Below are 19777 nucleotides of genomic sequence, written 5' to 3'. Positions count from 1 at the left end.
AATTTTCGAGACGATCCAAGCCAGTAAGGGGTTTCAGCCTCTAAAATATACAGTTTAAATGCTCAACAGCTTAGTTTTAGATTGTTAAGTAAAAACTAAAAAAACAAAAACTAAAGACTAACAAAATGATTAACTGTTAAACTGACAACTCTTAAACTGATAACTGATTACTGATAACTGATTTTGGTTCCTCCTAAACCGCAGTAGCCATTGGGGTTTTTAGCTAAATATTGTTGATGATAACTTTCTGCATAATAAAATTCCGGTGCTGGTAGAATTTCAGTGGTTATTGTTTCATAACCCCCTTGCTTCAGAGCAATTTGATAGGTGTCCCGGGAGGCTTCAGCTAATTCCCCTTGTTGCTGGGAATAAACATAAATTCCTGAACGGTATTGTGTCCCAGCATCGTTACCCTGACGCATTCCCTGAGTCGGATTATGGCTTTCCCAAAAGACTTTCAGCAATTGTTCATAACTAATCACTTTAGGATCATAAACCACTAACACGACTTCATTATGTCCCGTTAAGCCGCTACAAACTTCTTCATAGGTGGGGTTAGGAGTAAATCCGGCACTATACCCCACAGAAGTGCTAAACACCCCTTCCTGCTGCCAAAACCGACGTTCTGCTCCCCAAAAACAGCCCATCCCAAACATCGCCATTTCCAATCCTGGGGGAAAGGGAGGTTTGAGGGGATTACCATTGACATAGTGTTTGTCGGGTACGGACATGACTTGCTTGCGTCCGGGTAAGGCGTCGGAAGCCGAAGGCATTTTCAGTTTTTTACCAAGTCCAAAGATGTGCATAATTGAGTGGATTTGTGAAATATAGCTTTACATTCCTTAATGTTAGCGTTTTTATCGTGGTTTTTGCCCAACTAGAAACTCAGTTTTTAAGGATTGATAATTTATTCTTGGATGAATCCCGTTAATGATTTTAATATTCTGATTATTTTAATTTGATACAATAAAACCAGAAAAATCACTAAAGTTCAAAAAACTTTCAGATATGATGTGGGATCAAATTGCTGAACAAATTAGTCAAGCTACGGGAGAACCATTTCAAATTTGCGATCGCCATGCCGTCGGTGGAGGGTGCATCAATCAAGGATATCAAATTAGTCAAGGTTCCCGCCACTATTTTATTAAACTGAATCAAATAAGTCAAGTGGGAATGTTTGAGGCCGAGGCTTTAGGAGTTCAACAAATTTGGAACACCCATACTATTCGAGTTCCTAAAGTCATTTGTTGGGGAGGGTTAGGAAATTCCGCTTATTTAGTCTTAGAATGGCTGAATTTAGCCGGAAAAAATGACCCTTCAGCCTGGGAAGAAATGGGAAAAAACTTAGGGTTACTACATCGCTGGACACCGGAACAGGATTATCCTGGGTGTGTAAATTTTGGCTGGGAAATTAATAATACAATTGGTTCCACACCTCAAATTAATACCTGGACAAATAATTGGATTGAATTTTGGCAAGAACATAGAATTGGCTATCAATTGAAACTAGCTAAACGGCGAGGAGGATATTTTGATCAGGAAGAAAAATTACTCAAAAAAATTCCAGATTTATTAGCTGATTATACTCCTCAACCTTCCTTAGTTCATGGGGATTTATGGGGAGGAAATGCGGCAATTTCTTCAGCAGGAGAACCGGTAATTTTTGATCCAGCTAGTTATTTTGGAGATCGAGAAGTTGATTTAGCCATGACTGAATTATTTGGCGGGTTTCCTCCTCATTTTTATCAAGGTTACCAGACGATTTTTCCGATAAATTCTGGTTATGCGCGTCGTAAAATGATTTATAATCTTTACCATATCCTAAATCATTTTAACTTATTTGGGGGGAGCTATGGTAGACAAGCTAATCAGATGATTGAAGAAATTTTGCGCTAAACCTTAACTCAACCAGCACTGACCACTTATTTTCTCTTGTATTTATAGTCTTTTCTGATGAATGACGCTCAACCCGATCACCCACCCACCAGTATTTTGATTGTTGATGATACACCCGATAATTTATATCTGTTGTCAGCAATGTTGACAGAACAGGGGTATGATGTTCGCTGTGTTATTAATGGTTCGGCTGCGATTATGGGGGCGATTGCTGACCCACCGGATCTAATTTTATTAGATATTCGGATGCCTCAAATGAGTGGTTATGAAGTTTGTAAACAGTTAAAATCTTCCGAACGCACCCGGGATATTCCTGTGATTTTTTTAAGCGCATTAAATGAGGTTTTTGATAAAATTCAAGCTTTTGAAGTAGGCGGTTTGGACTATATTACTAAACCTTTTGAAATTCGAGAAGTTTTAGCTAGAATCAAAAATCAACTCAATTTACAAGAGGCAAAATTACAAATTCAAAAATTAAATACAGAACTAGAACAACGGGTCAGAGAACGAACGAAGGAACTAGAACTAGCCAATTTACGATTGTTACACATGGCATCCCATGACGCACTTACGGGTTTACCGAATCGAGTGTTTTTTATGGAACGATTGATGGCAGTTTTGGCTTATACCCGCACCTATTCTAGCTCTCAATTTGCGGTATTATTTCTCGATTGTGATGATTTTAAAGTGGTGAATGATTCCTTGGGACATTTAGCTGGAGACCAACTTTTAAAGGCGGTGGCGAGAAGATTAAGCAATTGTATTAATCATAATTATACCTTGGCTCGATTTGAAGGGGATGAATTCACTGTCCTTTTAGAAAAGATTGAATCCGTTGATGAAGCCACCCAATTAGCGGAAACAATTCAACAGGCTTTAAGCAAATCTTTTTCACTCCATGAACATGAAGTTTTTATTAATACCAGTATTGGGATTGTTTTAGGAAATTCTGAGTACGAACAGCCGGAACATTTGCTCAGGGATGCAGATACGGCGATGTATCAAGCTAAAACCTTAGGAAAAGCCCGTTATCAGGTGTTCAATCGAGAGATGCACACCCGCGCCTTAACTCGTTTACAGTTAGAAAATGACCTTCGCCGTGCCATTGAACGTCAAGAATTTATTGTTTATTATCAACCGATTATTTGTTTATTAACGGGAAAAATTAGTAGTTTTGAAGCCTTAGTTCGCTGGAAACATCCTCAAGGGGGCTTAGTTTCACCGGATCATTTTATTCCCGTTGCTGAAGCCACTGGTTTAATTGTTCCCCTAGGATTTTGGGTATTAGAACACTCCTGTCGTCAACTCAAATTATGGCAAGAACAATCTGCTAAACGAGGGGAAGTTTTTGACATCACCATGAGTGTAAATTTATCGGTTAAACAGTTTTCTCAAGGTAATTTAATTGAAGAAATTGATCAAGTTCTTGAGAGTTTGAAATTAGATAGTAAAAACTTAAAATTAGAAATTACAGAAAGTGCCATTATGGATAATCCCGAATTAGCATCAGAGCTATTTGAACAACTCAAAGAGCGTAAAATTCAGTTAAGTTTAGATGACTTTGGGACGGGATATTCTTCCTTGAGTTATTTACACCGATTTCCTTTAGATATCATTAAAATTGATCGCTCTTTTATTAGTAACTTAGATTCGATGGGAAAAAATTTAGAGGTGGTTCAAGCCATTCTCAATCTCGCCCATCATTTAGGAATGAGTGTGGTAGCTGAGGGCATTGAGACGCCAGAACAATTATCCCTTCTTAGGCTTTTAGGTTGCGAATTAGCTCAGGGTTATCTATTCGCCCAACCTTTGGATGCAGAAGCCACAGAAACTCTGCTTTTCTCCGATCCTCAGTGGTAATGATGATTCCCTATCCTCTATTTTTCTAAAAACCCTAAATTTTTTCCTAGGGTAAAGATTGCCAAGCATGGCTGACTAATTCACTTAACCACACTCGCTGTTCTCGATTCAGTAGACTATCATCGGCTAAAACCTCAGCCTTCAGATCTTCTAATGATTGTTGACGGGAACGCGCAATTTTTACGACTCCTGCCAACGCCGTTACAACTAACTCGTCAGTAACAGGTTGTTGTCGCAGAGCCATCATTTCTTGGGGGTTTGTGGGAATTGGATGATTCATATATCAGTAATCAGTTATCGGTGTAAGAGTTATCAGTTATGGGTAAACAATGAACAGTATAGAATATCGGATAAAATCAGAGTATGCTTAAAAATATAATCTGGTTTGCAGCCCTATTGCTTCTTGCCTACTTTCCCTACTATATATGCCAGTCAGAACTATATTAAGAGTTATTTTATTAAGAATTATTCGGCTTTTAATCTCTATTACTGTTGAAGCCTGGATTTTCCAAAAAAGTTTCAATATCTCCCCGAAATTGAGTGTACAATATACAATGGCTCTCAATTTGTTGGCAAGTGCCTGTGAATGGATTATTGTTTTAAATGCAGAAGCAGTATTACCATTGGAAGCTCGAAAACAATTAATTGATTATTTGTTGGTAGAACAGCTTGATACAACCTCCTTCGTTATCTTTTTATTAACGGTTTTTAATTTTACTTTCTTACTATTAATTAAATGGATAGGCTTTGAAACCCTCCGGTTTTTATTAAGCACGGACTTTACTAAAATCAGTAAAGTATTTTCAGGAAATTCAGAAGAACGGATTCAAATGTCCGAACAATACAAAGATTTTAGAATAATATTACTAGCACATATTTTAAGTTATTTTATGTTCTTAGGATTGGTATTTACATTATTGATTTTAAAATAAAATGAAAAAACTAATTAATATTTTAAATATTATTAAACCCTCCCATCCCTTAGAATGGAGAACGTTTATATTGATCAGTATTGCCATTTGGACGGCATCTGTTTTCGTAATTAATAATGAAGATACCAGGAATAGTTTAGCACTTCTGAGTTTATTAATGCTAACGGTTGCTATTAGTATCCGAACTAATGAACCTCCATTTATAATTGGGAGAATTTCCTTAAGTCCTTGGATTACTTCATTCTTACTATGTCTAATTATATATCAAAAGACAGAAATAACTAAACCTAATTTCGCCTTGAAATCTTGGCCACTCATCGCAGCCTGTCTAATCTTTATTCTGGAATTTATTCAAGATAAATTTAAAATCCAGTCTCCCCCGCCGTTGGTTCGTATGGGGTTTATTATTATTTTCCTAATCCACATTAATATTTACTGTTGGATAGAATTTTCTTTGCGCGTGGAAAATTGGTTACCAAGGGTTCCAAATATTCTTCCTACACCGGAGACTTTACAGCCGGATTCTGCTAAAATCAACCCAGAGTTTCAATCCTATTTCTTTCTGGGAATGAAACAGGAATAAGGATATTGCTTATTTTTGGTCAAACCTTATTACAATAATAATCTGGAAATCAAGATGAATTTCAACCGAATTTTTACCATTGCCAGTAACGTTTTTTTAGAAGTTGTTCGTGACCGTATTCTTTATATTATTGGTCTTTTTGCCTTATTTTTGATGGGTTCCATTCGTTTACTTCCTGAAGTTTCCGCCGGGTTAGAAAACAAAATAACCCTGGATTTTGGCATCGCCATGATTAATTTATTAGGCTTACTGATTACAGTTTTTGTGAGTGCTAATTTGATTAACAAAGAAATTGACAAGAAAACGGTTTATCTCCTGGTTTCTAAACCCGTCAGTCCGGCGGAATTAATTATCGGAAAACATTTTGGGATCTCGGCTTTTATTGCAGTTTTAATCTTGGTGATGACCCTGCTATTTTTGGGAATTCTCAGTTTCAATAAAATTTCCTACCCCTTCGTCTCTCTAAGTATTGCTTTTATATTTATGTGGCTACAACTCTCTTTAGTGGCGGCGGTCGGCATTTTATTAGGAGTATTTACCAGTTCACTGCTCGCAAGTTTATTAACCCTGGGTGTTTATGCAATGGGAAGTCTCAGTCGTGACTTACTCGCCTTGGGAAAAATTAGCGAAAACCCAACCTTAGAACAAATGATGAAAGCCACCTACATGATCTTACCTGATTTAGCAAGATTGGATTTGAAAAATGAAGCCATTTATGGTTACTTACCCCCATCTTCAGTGCTAATAACTAATGGGATTTATGCTATCCTTTATATGGTTCTTCTATTATCCCTGTCCATTGCAATTTTTTGGCAGAGAGAATTTTAGTTAAATTAGAGAATTAGGTTTAATCTTCACCATGATAGCCCTAGAAAAATTACAACAACTTCAAGCCCTATTTCAAGAAATGGAACGGGCATTAATCGCTTATTCTGGAGGAATAGATAGTACCCTAGTCGCTAAAATTGCCTATGATGTATTAGGAGATCAATCTTTAGCCGTAACCGCCGTTTCTCCCTCCCTATTACCAGAAGACTTAGAAGATGCTCGAATTCAAGCGGCCGAAATTGGGATTCAACACCAAGAAATTCAGACCCAAGAAATGGCTAATTCTAATTATACATCAAACCCAGTTAATCGTTGCTATTTTTGCAAAAGTGAACTCCATGATACTCTAAAACCCTTAGCTCAAAGCTGGGGTTATCCCTATATTGTTGATGGAGTGAATAGCGATGATTTACGCGACTATCGCCCAGGAATTAAAGCAGCAAAAGAAAGAGGAGTTCGTTCACCTTTAGCGGAATTAGGGATTAGCAAAACTGAAGTCCGAGAAATTTCTAAATACCTCGGTTTAAAAGCTTGGGATAAACCCGCTCAACCCTGTTTAAGTTCCAGGTTTCCCTATGGAGAAGAAATTACAATTTCTAAATTACAACGGGTGGGTAGAGCAGAAGTGTATTTAAGAAAATTAGGCTGGAAAAATCTGCGAGTTCGTTCAGAGGGAGATACCGCTCGCATCGAATTATCCCCAGAAGAAATTAAAGACTTTGTATTAATTATTGAACTGCCTAAATTAGTGCAAACTTTCCAAGAATTTGGGTTTATTTATGTTACTTTAGATTTAGAGGGATATCGAAGCGGAAAACTCAATCAAGTCTTACCTTCAGAAGTAATTAGCACCTAAATACCCTCTATTTTAGTGAACCCTAAACCCCAATTATGAACCCCAGAAAAGAGGTAAAATGATACAGCATTGTATGATTCCGATTGTCAAATCTCCTAAAGACTATCCAACTTATCGGATTAGTCCTCAAGACACTAAAATTGATGGGTTTCCGATTGAATCTTTGCAAAATGGGATATTTTTCAAGATCCATAAAATTTAGGTTACTAATGATAAAAATATAGTAATCTATACTCAATCAAATTATTCTAAAAATCATCAGAGATTAGGAGTTAAGAAAATGACTAATAGTTTTGACAAAAACCTCGGAGATAAAAAGCATTTATTGAGTCAATTTAAACTCAGAACTCAGATGCTTTTTGGTTATGCAATTCCCGTTTTTATGTTTGCGGGTTCTACCTATATTGTTTATGCCAATGCCAGTAAGGTATTTGAGGCATTTAACCAGGTAGAAAATGTCCAAAAAAGTATTATTTACACGGATCAAATGGCGTTATCTGGGAGTAATATGGTCGCCAATAGTCGAGGTTATATTCTTACTGAAGAACCACAATATTTAGACTTATATCAACAAAGTTGGCAGGGTTTCCAGGAAGCCAGTAATAGTGTGGATAATATAATTACTGTTCTCGAACAAAGACAACGATTTGAACAAATGAAAGAAATCGCAAAAAACTATAATCAACATCAAAATAAGTTAGCTAGTTTGTTGGAACAGGGAAAGAAAAAAGAAGCTTTGGAGATTTTTAAAACTGGTATAGGTAGTAAACTTCTTTTAGATTTTTTAACCCTTAATTCTGACTTTAATAAGACAGAAATCACAAGACTGAATGCAGAAAATCTTCAAGCTAGAAACACGCTACAAAATGCAATCAACTTATTGGTTTTGGGTTCCATTATTTCAGCGTTAACCGCTTTTATTATTGCTTGGTTAATTTCTTCCTTAGTGAGTCGTAAAATTACTCAAGCCATTGATGCCATTGATCATTCTTCCTTAGAAATTAATATTGCTGTTGACCAACAGGAACAAATCACCAGTAGTCAAGCGAGTTCGGTAAATGAAACGACTCGCACGATGGATGAATTAGAATTTTCGGCAAAACAAGCCAGTGAACAGGCGGAAACTTCAACATCAGGAGCCAGACAGGTTTTAAACTTAGCAGAAAGTGGCAATGAATTAGTGAAGCAAACTTTGGTAGAAATGAACCAAATGAAAGAAAAAGTTGAAGCCATCGCAGAACAAATTTCACGCCTGAGTGAACAAACCAATCAAATTGGGAATATCTCTCAATTGGTGGGTGATTTAGCCAATCAGACTAATATGTTAGCGCTCAATGCCGCCGTAGAAGCTGTTCGAGCCGGAGAATACGGAAAAGGGTTTTCGGTCGTGGCTTCAGAAATCAGAAAATTAGCCGATGAAAGTCAAAAATCTGCCCATCAAATTAATAACTTAGTGATGGGAATTAAACAATCTAATAATTCAACCGGAGCGGTCACCGAAGCTGGAATTAAAAGTGTGGTAAATACCTTGGATTTAGCCCAAAAAACCGCTTCTGCTTTTAATAAAATGTCCATAGAACTGAGTAATATTGTTCAGAGTTCTCAGCAAATTTCATTAAATTCTAAACAACAGGCTGTAGCCATTCAACAAGTTGTTGTGGCGATGAATAATCTCAATAAAAATGCTCAGGATAGTAGTCTGGGTATGGGTCAAATTAAGCTCGGAATTCAAAAACTCAGTGATGCTGCTTTTGATTTGAAAGATATTGTCCAAGAAACATCACAATAATCAGTCATCAGTTATCAGTCTAAGAGTTAATAGTTGATTGATAACTATAACCCATTACTCATTACCTGACTTATTTACTAATAACTGAAAAAGATGATTATTAAAGAAACAACCTCCCTCATTACTCGGGATGGAATTCGACTAGATGCGGACATTTATCGACCCGATACGCAGGAAAAATTACCCGTTTTATTAATGCGACAACCCTATGGGAGAGCGATCGCCTCTACCGTTGTTTATGCCCATCCAAAATGGTATGCTCAACGGGGTTATATTGTAGTTATTCAAGATGTGAGAGGACGGGGAACCTCGGAAGGCGAATTTAAACTTTTTACCCATGAAATAGAGGACGGGTTAGATACTATTAATTGGGTTGCTAATTTTCCCAATAGTAACGGTCAGGTGGGAATGTATGGATTTTCCTATCAAGGATTAACTCAAATTTATGCCGCTTCTGGTCGCCCGAAAGCATTAAAAACCATTTGTCCGGCGATGATGAGTCATGATTTATATAGGGATTGGGCCTATGAAGGGGGGGCTTTTTGTTTATATGCCAACTTAGGATGGGCGGTTCAAATTTCTGCCGAAACAGCCCGATTAAAAAGGGATGAAATAGCCTATAATTCTCTGTATCAAGCCTCTCGAAATTTACCTTTTTTTGATCCCATTCCTGCTAGTCCAGATGTGTTAAAAATCTACGATCCAGATTCATTTTATCATGAATGGTTAGCCCATGATCAACCCGATGAATATTGGCAAAATTTATCTCCCAAATTAGATAATTTAGACTTACCAATGCTGCATATTGGAGGATGGTTTGATACCTATTTAAGAGGAACAATTAATTTTTATCAAGAAATGGTCAAGCGTAGTCCCTCCTCCCAATATTTAATTGTTGGCCCTTGGGCGCATCTTCCCTGGGGGAGAAAGGTCGGGTCTGTGAATTATGGGTTAACCGCATCAACCTTTATTGATAGCCTCCAAATTCAATGGTTTGATACTTTTTTAAAAGGCAAAGAAAACCCAATTTTTAATCAAAATCAGGTTTGTTTATTTGAGATGGGAAGTCAAGAATGGCGACAATTTCAACAATGGCCGTCATCGCCCTCCCAGATTTATTATTTATCAACCAATGGACTAGCAAATTTACGAGAAGATGGGGGAATTTTAACGCAAAATTGTCCTAATAATTCTCAAGAAGATGTCTTTGTTCATGACCCTTGGCGTCCAGTTCCCGCCCTCGGAGGTCATGCCATGTATCCCACGGGTTCCTTTGACCGTTCTAGCTTAGATTGTCGCAGTGATATTGTTACTTATACCTCGGAACCCTTGAGCCAAGATTTACATTTAGCCGGGGATTTAGCGGTAGAAATTTATTGTACAGCAGACAAACCGACGTTTGATTTATGTGCGGTTTTATCAGAAGTTAAACCAGATGGAACTGTCTATAATTTTAGTCAAGGATATCAACGAATTACTCCCATTAAATCTAACACAAATAATGATTTTAGTCAAGATAAAAATACAAATTATTATCAAATTAAATTGCAGCCTACTTGTATTAAAATTCTTCAAAACCATTGTTTACGTTTAAGTGTCAGTGGGGCTTGTTTTCCAGCTTATCCCGTTAACTCGGGAACTGAAAAACCTCTCAATCAAACCCATTTAATGGAGCATGAAATTATCACGTTAACGATTCATTCTGGGGGTAATTTCCCCTCAAAAATTATATTATCAAATCTTTCACCCCCCTAGCCCCCCCCCTTGGTAATCTAGGGGTAACCGGATTATCAAATCTCCCATTAAAAAGGTTCATTTTAAAGTTCCATTTCCCTCGCTTAACAAGGGGGGCTAGGGGGGTCAACTTTCAACACATTAATATTTTGATAAAGTTGATTCAGATATTTTTCCACCTCTGGAGGTTTAGCCGTAAACCCCACATAAAAAGCTCCCGGTTCCGCCGATTTTTCTAGGACTTTTGCATAAATATCATCACTCCATTGTTCTGATTCTAATTTAATATTAAGTTTTAAATTAGCCAACGCCCCAGGAATAATATCATTATTTGCCTCTGTAATAATTAAACCTCCTTTTTCCGATAATTCCACTAAACTTGCCATTAAAATACTGTCGCTGATATGTTTTCCTTCTAAAATAAAATATTGTAATAAAATAGGAGTCGGAATCGGATAAAAATGCTGTTCTTGTTGAGAAATAAATAGATTATAGTTTCCTAAAATTCCTCCCACTTCATAAATAGTAATCGGCTTTTTGACTCCCTTGGGTTGAACTAATTTTTGATTTTCAATCTTAATTAAATCCCGACCCGCTTGATTTAATGTCATTTCAGAGATTAAAATTTGTCCTCCGGTTGTATAGGATTCAATCCTATAGGTTAAATTAACTTGACTTCCTACAACCCCATATTTTGTGCGTTTTTCTGAACCAATATTTCCCACCACAACTTCCCCCGTATTAATCCCAATTCCCATGTCTAAAGGAGATAAATTCCACTTTTGTAATTGTTCATTCACCCTTTCCATGGCTAATTGCATCGCTACCGCACAAGCAATCGCCCTTTGAGCGTCATCTTCCCGTAAAGTAGGAGCACCAAATAAAACTAAAATTCCATCCCCCATAAACTCATCAATGGTTCCTTGATAGGTGGTAATCACATCAGCCATGGAGGATAAATAAAAGTTTAAAATTTTAACCACTTCTTCAGGCTGTAAACGTTCAGAAAGAGCCGTAAATCCGCGTAAATCCGAGGTTAAAATGGTGATTTTTCGGCGCTCTCCCCCCAGTTTTAAACCTTCGGGTCTTTCTAATAAATTAGAAACAATTTCAGCGCTCAAATAACGGCCAAAAATATTCCTAATATCCGAAGCAGAACGGGCAATATAAGCGGTAATGGCGATGGCTGAACCCGTTAAAGCTAAAAAGGGAGGAACCACCGGAATCCACCATCCTTGGATAAAGAAAAGATAGGTACTTCCTAGTAAAATTCCCGTGGCTAAAATTAAAATTGAAACTTGTCGAATAATTAATAATTGTACTTTAGCCGTTGCCCGAAATTTCCAGGTTAAAATTGCTCCGGTTCCCGACCAAATAAATATCCAAATCCATTCTAAAGCATCGGGTAACGTCTTAATTAACGGACGACTATCTAAGGCTGCACTAATAATTTGACTGGCAATATGAGCATGAACTTCCACCCCGGCCATGCGTTGGTTCGCAGATAATGTATAGGGAGTAGACATTAAATCTTTGAAACTTTCCCCGACGGAACCGATTAAAATAATTCGATTTTCTCCCCAATCTTTAGGCAGTTTATCGGTTAAAATATCCTGAAAAGAAACGATCTCAAAACTACGATTATATCCCCGATAATTTAAAAATATTTGATATCCTCCAGCATCAGCCCGCACATAGCCCCCATCATTTTTAGTCAGGGGTCTAAAAATAGTATCTTTAAATTTCCACCAATTATTAGTTCCCGGGACGATTTCCGGTGCAATCCCTTGAGCGTCTAAATAAAACATCGCTAAAAACAACCCCAAACTATATACTGGTTGTTTTTGATCATTTTTAACTACTAATAATGCCCGTCGAATAATATTATCTTCATCTAAAATTAAATCATTGGCTGCTACTCGATTTTTTTCTTTTAAAATTGGAGGTGCCGCGACGGATTCTAAGGATTTATCCCCTACAACTTTTTCAATTCCTAGTAAATTAGGAGTTTCTGCTAAGATTTTAATTAACTGTTTATGACCGGGTTCAAAAGGTAAATCTCGATAAATATCTAAGCCAATAACCGTGGGTTTCATGGCGACCAATTTCTTGATTAATTGAGCATAAATCTGGTCAGGGACATAACCTTGGCCAATATATTTCATATCGGCTTCATCTAACCCTACAATCGCAATCCTTTCATCCCTGGGTTCCGGGGGACGTAGACGCATATATTGGTCATAAACAGCCCATTCCCAGGACTGTAAAATCCCGGAAAAACGCAGTAGAATTACCAAACCTGCCATAACTGGGGTTGTAATCCAAACACCACGCCACTCCCACACTAATTGTCTGATTTTTGCCCTCATTAAGCTTATTTTAGAATATATGCTTTACCTTTCTAGGGTTTAGATTGATGATCGGAATTACTTACCGTTGTTTCTGGTGCAAAGGGAGCTTCTGCAATCTGTTGATTAATTTTAATAGAAGTGAGAAACTCTTTCCATAATTCCGGTTCAGCGTTTCGTAACTGAGCCATGATCATTAAGGTATCTTGCCAGAGGTTTTCCCGAGCATAAAGTTCAGCTTTTTTTAAGGGGCTTTGAGCTTTTTCTATTTCATTTTTGAATGTAGGATTGAGTTCATTTCGCTGAATAGAAACCTTCAATGTATCAATAAATTCTTGTTCTTCTGTTCTACAGGTAATCGAAAACATCCATTGATATTGACTTCCAGTTTCTAAACTTACAGTTTCAGGGAGTTGAATCTGTAAAATACTCGGTTTTAAAGGGAGTTGCACGACCGTCGTGTAAACATCTTTGCCCTGTTGATTAATCAGAACAAATTCACCGGTTTTTACCTTAGATTCGGGAACATAGACAAAAAATATGGGATGAGCAGAAACCGTTAAAGTCTTCTGACTGGGGACTAAGGCGGTCATTTTTGTATTTCCTATGCCACACTCACTGGCAGAAAGGGTTTCGCCCCCTCGGGTTCCTCCCCCAGCCGTACTCACTGGCCCATCTCCATCGGGTGGGGGCGGAAATTTCAAACTGATTTGCATGGGGGTATTGACGGGATTGCTCACCGGTGGAGCCATAGTCGCTAGACTCGCGGTGGTCGGTAACAGAATGCCTAAAATCAGACTCAAAAAACCAACAGACTTGATAACCATGAGATTATGCCTCTTTAAATATCTATTGTAATGATCCCTAAGATGCAATATCTGGATCAAAAAATCTATGTCCTCTTTTTTGGTGAGTTTCCACACCAAATCAGCAGATGACGGGGACTTACTCCTCCGAGACTGTTGAATCACTTCAGAAGTTGCCAAAAGGCTATAAATATTGCTGTTTTCACGCAGACCTGCGAAATCTGGGATTGAGGTCAATCCACGATCAATCAAAGATATGATAAGCTATTCTAAGCAGTATTATTTTAAAAAAGACACCTAAAAGATTACCGAGGAGGTTGTATAAAGATTAGATTCCTGAACTCAAATAAATAGAAAATAATTCTGACTAATCTTGTCCCGATCTAATTTCTGTTGGCTATTCCATAATAATGATCATATCATAGATAGATTTAATCTTGAATTCCTCGCCATTCTCCTTGTAAAGTAAACCCTGACCAATAGTAGGGAGGTACCCATTCCGAATCGTTTTGCATCTGAATTTGAGCTTGTCGTAAAGCCGCCCCAGGAGCCAATCCCTTCTCTAATATTCCTTGATAAAATTTAACCATTAATTCGGCTGTTGATTGATCATCAACTTTCCATAAACTCACCACCACTCGACTTGCTCCCGCATACATAAATCCTCTGGTTAAACTGACTAACCCTTCCCCTCTGATCTCCTGACCTAATCCCGTTTCACAAGCACTTAATACCACTAATTCTACAGGTAAACTCAGGTTAAAAATGTCATACAGTCGTAAAAATCCATTCTGAGATTCTCCATTTTGATTAACTAGAGAAAAAACCAAACCCGATAATTGAGGATTTTCACTATTGAGTAAACCATGGGTAGCAAAATGCACAAAACGGTATTGACTTAATTGGGGATTTATTGCGGTTTCTCGACTAGCATTAAAACCCACTTCTTGTAAACGATATTCTTCGGGAACTAAGGCTAAAATTTGGGTAGCTTCCTCTTGAGTAAAGGGTAAACGATCAAATAAAATTCCCGATTCTCTGGCGGAACTTTCTAAATCTGGGGGAAGCACTTTCAGTGCTTGAACAACAACGGATTTTAAGCGCTCATCTGTGGGAGCAAATACGGGATCAGCTAATACAGCTAAGAGTTTTTCTGCGGGTTTCCGATTTTGATTTTCTCCCCGCATAATTCCCAAAACTGAAGCCGAGGGTAGGGTTAATAATTCATGATTCATAATTAAAGGAATAACCTCGCTCTCCCTGGAAGTTTCGGGTTCGGGAAGGGCAGCAAAAGGAACATATTGTAACGCACCATCGGCAACAATTAATAATCGTTTATTTTTTAAGGATGGAATTAAGGGAAAAGCAATTTGAGTCAGGGCTTTTCCCGTTTCTTCGTAGAGCGATCGCCGCACTCTTTTACTGGGTGAAATTAGATTATCTCTAAAGGTTTTAACGGCGGCTTTAATAGTTTCTTCTGGGGGTAATTCATAACTTTGGATAGAATTAAGAGTCACCGCCCATAAATAACTGCGTTCTTTCCCAAGAGAATATTCTAATAAAACCGTCTGGTCATCTAATAACTTTTGAATCCCAGTTAGAGTTAAGGGTTGAGGTTGAGTTAAGGCGGCATAATGGGGATTATTTACCCGAATGGTATCTAAGACTTGACTATACTCTTGGAGTAAGGTTTCAATTTCTTGGTTAAGTTCCTGTTTCTGTTCATTGGTATGGGACTGACTTAAAAGTTTAACTCTTTGTTCTTCTAAAGTCGATAATTTTTGTTTTAAGGTTTGTTTTTGAGTTAACAGTTTTGGGTCAACTCCAGAGGTCACTTCTCCTTGAGCTTGAGCTAAAATATCTAATAGGGATCGAGCCTTTGCCCGTTCACTAATTTGTAAGGCTTTTCCATCCCATCCCTGATTGGGTTGTTGTTGATTTAGTTGCATTAACAAATCAATATAGAATTGGTAATAATCCTGTTTAGATGCCAAAAAAGAGGCTCTTAAATCTTGATTATTAATCTTGGTTCGTAAATCTTCAATCAGGGTTAAAACCGTTTCCATTTGAGCGATCGCCTCTGCAAAATTACCCTGTTTTCGTTCAACTGTTGCCACTCGATACCGAGATAAAGCTTCTTTTGGGCGATCGCCAATTTCCTGACGAATTTTTAAAGATTGATGATATAATTCTAAAGATTTCTCTAACTTGTTTTGTTGAAAATAAATAAACCCGATATTATTTAAGGTACTGGCTTCTCCGGTGCGATCGCCAATTTTTTGCCATAAATTTAAGGCTTGATTATAGATTTCTAAAGCTGAATCTAATCGATTTAAATTTGCATAAACAAAACCAATATTATTCAAGGTTGCGCCCTTGCCTCGCTGCACGTTAACCGCCGCACTATCCCCAAATTTATTAATGACTTCTTCCCATAAACCCAAGGCTTGTTGATTATGCTTCAGGGCTGCTTCAAACCGATTTAACTCAGATTCCACCTGGGCAATATTATTTAAAACTGCCGCTACATTTGTAGGGTTTCCTAAAGGCTTAACCTCAAGCAATGCTTGATTATAATAATTTAGAGCTTGTTGAAATTCCCCTAAATTAAAATAAATCAAAGCCATCTCATTTAAAGTGGCGATCTCTCCGGTTTTAAAATTAGTTTTTTGCCATAAAGGAAAGGTTTGATTTAGAGTATCTAAAGCTTTTTGATACTCCCCTAATTGACTATAAATCTTAGCAATAGAAATTAACGTTGTGGCTTGGGTTTGCAGGTCTTCCAGGGTTTGAGTTAAAACCAGCAATTGATTATAACAATTAATCGCCTGGGGATATTCTCCTAAATTACTATAAACAGAACATAAAAAATTTCGAGTAATCGATTCTTGCTGGGGGTTATTCGCTTCTCGCCACAGACGTAACCCTTCTTCCCACTGTTGAATCGCCCCCCGAAACCCCGCCACTGTCCCTTCTCGATAGCGTTTCATCCCTTGATTAAAAATATCTTCCGCCTTAGAATTAGGATGAATCATTTCTGCGGATTGTCCTTCACCTGCAATCGCCGGGACAATAATTCCTGAAACCCCAAAAGACCCTAGAATTAGGAGACAAAACCAAATCCCAAAAAATTGATTTTTGCGTATATTAATGTGTATCATGAGTCAATTCCTAGTTAAAATAAAATCTTGAGAATGAGGTCATTAAAGGTTTACGATTAATTATACGGATTATTTTAACCTGATCCGTAATCAAGAGTTTCTGATCGTTGAAAGTTTCTCATTTTCTACTTAACTTATGTTCACTATTCCTATTTTTTCTACATCAATTGTTGGGTTCCAACCTCCTCGTAATCGGAAACGAAATCTAACAGGTTTCATCGCCGGATTTTTTCTGGTTTTGAGTCTGGGACTCTTTCAACTACCAACTGTTGCCCAAATTGATCTGGCCATCATTCAAGAAATTATTGATGGAGATCAAGTTTTTATTCAAGACAATCTAGCTAAAGTAGAAGACAAAGCAGAATTTGGACAAGTTGTGGTGACAAAAGACTCTCGCGCTGGAGTTCTGTTTAATAATGGGGCGTCGGGACGAATGGATACAAATTCCAAGATTACCGTAGGTCAATGTGTCGAAATTCAACAGGGAAAAATCTTAGTTAGTGGCCCGGTTAATGGATGTGTTGCTGGATTTACTGTTGGTGTTCAAGGAACAATTTATATCCTAGAAACCACCGATGGAAAAACCGGTAATATTAAAGTTTTAGAAGGGACTGTAGAAGTAACTTCTGCCGATAAAACTGGAGAAATTATCAAGGTAACTGAAGGACAAAAACTACCAATTTTAAAAGGAATTTTAAGTCAAGTTATTTCCATGACATCGGAAGAAATCGCCTCCATTTTATTAGGTGAATTATTCACGGGTTTTAATATTCCCGTCACTCCAGAAGGGGCATTATCTTCTGTATGTTCCCGTCTTTTACCCGGGTTTACCTGTTCTCAAAATGGGATTCCAACCCCGGCAATTCCCACTCCCCCAATTCCTACTCCTCCAATTCCACGTTTACCTTTCTAAATCTCTATTTAATGATTCATGAAAATGACTCATGGTTGCGTTCCTGTGCGGGTGCAAAAAGTTGATATTGGAGGCATATCATCATCAGCCAAAAAGCAAAATTAATATTTTACTGGTGACGAGTTTCTGATTCAATGATAGAATCTATAACTATAAACAATTGTACTGAAAAATATGACCTCATCTCATCCAGAAGATAGTCTAATTATGACTGAATCGACTCACCCCTACGCTGACCTGATAACTGAACTATATCAACAGGCGATTAAATTTCAGGAAAGTGAGAATTTTAGCGAAGCGATAACTTGTTACCAAAAACTAATTAATATTGAACCTAAATTACTCTTAGGATATCAAAGGATTGGCAGTCTTTCCCTAAAAATCCAAGAATTTGAACAAGCAATTACAGCCTATCAAAAATTGATTGAATTGAGTCCGAATGAATTTTGGGCTTATAATAATTTAGGAGAAGCATTGCTGAAATTACAGCGATGGGAAGAAGCTATTCCTATTTATGAAAAAGCGATTCAAATAGACCCGAATTGCTTTTGGGGTTATAATAGTTTGGGGGAATGTTTAATTCAAACTGGACAACTAGAAAAAGCTATTCCTATTTATCAAAAAGCCATTGAATTAGACCCGAATTTTTGGGGAGTTTATCAAAAATTAGCAGAAGCATTAACCACTTTAGAAAAATGGGAAGAATCCATACCCATCTACCGCCAGGCTATTGAATTAAAACCAGACTTTTTTTGGTCGTATGTAAGTTTAGGAAAAGCCTTAATTCAGTTAGAAAGATGGCAAGAAGCGATTCCCATTTGTCAACAAGCAATTTCTATTGATCCTAATTTCTTTTGGTCTTATATTAATTTAGCCGATTCCCTATTTAATTTAGAAAGATGGCAAGAAGCTATTGAAGTTTATACCACAGCCAATCAAATTAAATCGGACTTCTTTTGGTCTTATAAAAATTTAGGAGATGCCTTGATTCAGTTGCAGCACTGGCAAGACGCTATTCCGGTTTATCAACAAGCCTTAGAACTCAATTCCACTGAACCCTCCTGCTATTATAACCTAGGTTTAGCCTATCTAAATTTACAACAAAAACCCGATGCTATTTCTTGTTTTAAAACCGCTTTAAAACTGAATCCAGATTATAGTTTAGCTCAAAAAAAATTAGATGAAATTATTGAGATTGATCCTACCCCATCCCCCCATCAACTCGAACCTATTGACTGGTTAAAATATTATCCTAAATCGGGACAATCTCCCTCCTATTGTTTACCTAAACCAACGACTTTAGGCAAAAATCCCCAAACCGGAAAATGGCAATTTCCCGTTCCTCCTGAACACTTAAGGTTAGTTTTTGTAGAGAATGAGGAATATTACCTCAACTCGGGGAAAACGCAAGTTCAAGTCATGTTAAGTGTATTGCGAGAGTGTGGATATTTTCTCAAAACCGGAAGCCGAATTTTAGATTTTGGTTGTGCCTCGGGACGCATTCTTAGGGAGTTAGCAGATTTATCAGATATTTGTGAAATTTGGGGAACGGATATTAGTGCCGATTGTATTGCTTGGTGTCAACAAAATATGAGTCCCCCCTTTCATTTTTTTGTCGGCACAACCCTACCCCATTTACCCTTTGAAGACCGCTATTTTGATTTAATTTATGCGGGTTCAGTCTTCACCCATATTGACGATTTAGCCGATGCTTGGTTGTTAGAACTCCGTCGGATTTTAAAACCCGGAGGACTAGCTTTTATTACAATTCAAGAACGTTATATTTTTGATAAAATCAAAGAATCTCCTGAAGTCTGGCTTTCTAATAATAATGTCTGGCCTCCAGAACAAAAGCCAGACTGTATTCAGAACTATTTTGAATATATCAATCAAGATTTTGCCATGTTTACCCTAGGACGGGATACGCAGTCTTTGGTTTTCTATGATGTGAATTGTTTTCGCGAAAAATGGCAACCCTTTTTCCAAGTTTTAGCGGTTAAACAAGAAGCCTATTATTGGCAAACAGGAATTTTATTAAAGCGCCTGTAATTTATAGTAGGGGTAATTCATG

16 protein-coding genes are annotated in these 19777 nt (G+C 37.4%); 11 read left to right on the top strand and 5 right to left on the bottom strand.

Translation table 11 applies throughout. The features are described from left to right. Window positions 1-167: 167 nt before the first annotated feature. Window positions 168-806 (bottom strand): peptide-methionine (S)-S-oxide reductase MsrA, encoded by a 639-nt coding sequence (gene msrA, locus PL11201_RS25330; protein ID WP_079681587.1) that lies wholly within the window; start codon window positions 804-806, stop codon window positions 168-170. A 205-nt stretch (window positions 807-1011) separates the two neighbouring features. Here msrA and PL11201_RS25325 point away from each other — a divergent pair, with 205 nt between their 5' ends. Next, complete coding sequence (locus PL11201_RS25325) at window positions 1012-1896, top strand: fructosamine kinase family protein (protein WP_079681586.1); 885 nt, start codon at window positions 1012-1014, stop codon at window positions 1894-1896. Window positions 1897-1953: 57 nt separating this feature from the next. Beyond that, window positions 1954-3756 (top strand): two-component system response regulator, encoded by a 1803-nt coding sequence (locus PL11201_RS25320; protein ID WP_079681585.1) that lies wholly within the window; start codon window positions 1954-1956, stop codon window positions 3754-3756. Window positions 3757-3802: 46 nt separating this feature from the next. Here PL11201_RS25320 and PL11201_RS25315 read toward each other — a convergent pair whose 3' ends face one another. Continuing rightward, on the bottom strand, window positions 3803-4036 hold the full coding sequence (locus PL11201_RS25315) for a hypothetical protein (RefSeq protein WP_079681584.1): 234 nt from the start codon (window positions 4034-4036) through the stop codon (window positions 3803-3805). 145 nt (window positions 4037-4181) lie between these two features. Between PL11201_RS25315 and fraC the strand changes: the two genes are divergently transcribed. The 7 genes from fraC (at window position 4182) to PL11201_RS25285 (ending at window position 10499) form a co-directional block, all read left to right on the top strand. Next, complete coding sequence (gene fraC / locus PL11201_RS25310) at window positions 4182-4688, top strand: filament integrity protein FraC (RefSeq protein WP_079681583.1); 507 nt, start codon at window positions 4182-4184, stop codon at window positions 4686-4688. Window position 4689: 1 nt separating this feature from the next. Further along, window positions 4690-5271: a DUF5357 family protein gene (locus PL11201_RS25305; protein WP_079681582.1), complete on the top strand. Its 582-nt coding sequence runs from the start codon at window positions 4690-4692 to the stop codon at window positions 5269-5271. A 54-nt stretch (window positions 5272-5325) separates the two neighbouring features. Then, window positions 5326-6099 (top strand): ABC transporter permease, encoded by a 774-nt coding sequence (locus PL11201_RS25300; protein ID WP_079681581.1) that lies wholly within the window; start codon window positions 5326-5328, stop codon window positions 6097-6099. Between the two features lie 34 nt (window positions 6100-6133). Next, window positions 6134-6955, top strand: a complete 822-nt coding sequence (gene larE / locus PL11201_RS25295; RefSeq protein ID WP_079681638.1) for an ATP-dependent sacrificial sulfur transferase LarE — start codon at window positions 6134-6136, stop codon at window positions 6953-6955. Between the two features lie 73 nt (window positions 6956-7028). Next, a complete protein-coding gene (locus tag PL11201_RS27400) occupies window positions 7029-7157 on the top strand; it encodes a hypothetical protein (protein ID WP_255377753.1) in 129 nt (42 codons plus the stop codon). A 78-nt stretch (window positions 7158-7235) separates the two neighbouring features. Further along, window positions 7236-8744 (top strand): methyl-accepting chemotaxis protein, encoded by a 1509-nt coding sequence (locus tag PL11201_RS25290; RefSeq protein WP_079681580.1) that lies wholly within the window; start codon window positions 7236-7238, stop codon window positions 8742-8744. 93 nt (window positions 8745-8837) lie between these two features. After that, a complete protein-coding gene (locus PL11201_RS25285) occupies window positions 8838-10499 on the top strand; it encodes a CocE/NonD family hydrolase (RefSeq protein WP_079681579.1) in 1662 nt (553 codons plus the stop codon). 83 nt (window positions 10500-10582) lie between these two features. Here the strand turns inward: PL11201_RS25285 and PL11201_RS25280 are convergent, their stop codons facing one another. From PL11201_RS25280 to PL11201_RS25270, 3 genes are all read right to left on the bottom strand, one after another. Next, the gene (locus PL11201_RS25280) at window positions 10583-12847 is read right to left on the bottom strand and encodes a CHASE2 domain-containing protein (protein WP_079681578.1); all 2265 of its coding nucleotides are present in this window, start codon (window positions 12845-12847) and stop codon (window positions 10583-10585) included. A gap of 32 nt (window positions 12848-12879) precedes the next feature. Continuing rightward, on the bottom strand, window positions 12880-13653 hold the full coding sequence (locus PL11201_RS25275; protein WP_079681577.1) for a DUF928 domain-containing protein: 774 nt from the start codon (window positions 13651-13653) through the stop codon (window positions 12880-12882). Between the two features lie 410 nt (window positions 13654-14063). Further along, window positions 14064-16793, bottom strand: coding sequence for a CHAT domain-containing tetratricopeptide repeat protein (locus PL11201_RS25270; RefSeq protein WP_144017882.1), 2730 nt, complete (start codon window positions 16791-16793; stop codon window positions 14064-14066). A 136-nt stretch (window positions 16794-16929) separates the two neighbouring features. On the opposite strand from PL11201_RS25270, the gene PL11201_RS25265 reads away from it, so the two are divergent. After that, the gene (locus PL11201_RS25265) at window positions 16930-17706 is read left to right on the top strand and encodes a FecR family protein (RefSeq protein WP_234996839.1); all 777 of its coding nucleotides are present in this window, start codon (window positions 16930-16932) and stop codon (window positions 17704-17706) included. 174 nt (window positions 17707-17880) lie between these two features. After that, window positions 17881-19755: a tetratricopeptide repeat protein gene (locus PL11201_RS25260; RefSeq protein ID WP_079681576.1), complete on the top strand. Its 1875-nt coding sequence runs from the start codon at window positions 17881-17883 to the stop codon at window positions 19753-19755. Window positions 19756-19777: the final 22 nt, after the last annotated feature.

Source organism: Planktothrix sp. PCC 11201 (assembly GCF_900009135.1).
In the GTDB taxonomy this organism is placed as follows: domain Bacteria; phylum Cyanobacteriota; class Cyanobacteriia; order Cyanobacteriales; family Microcoleaceae; genus Planktothrix.
This window is presented reverse-complemented; position numbering and strand designations above follow the sequence as displayed.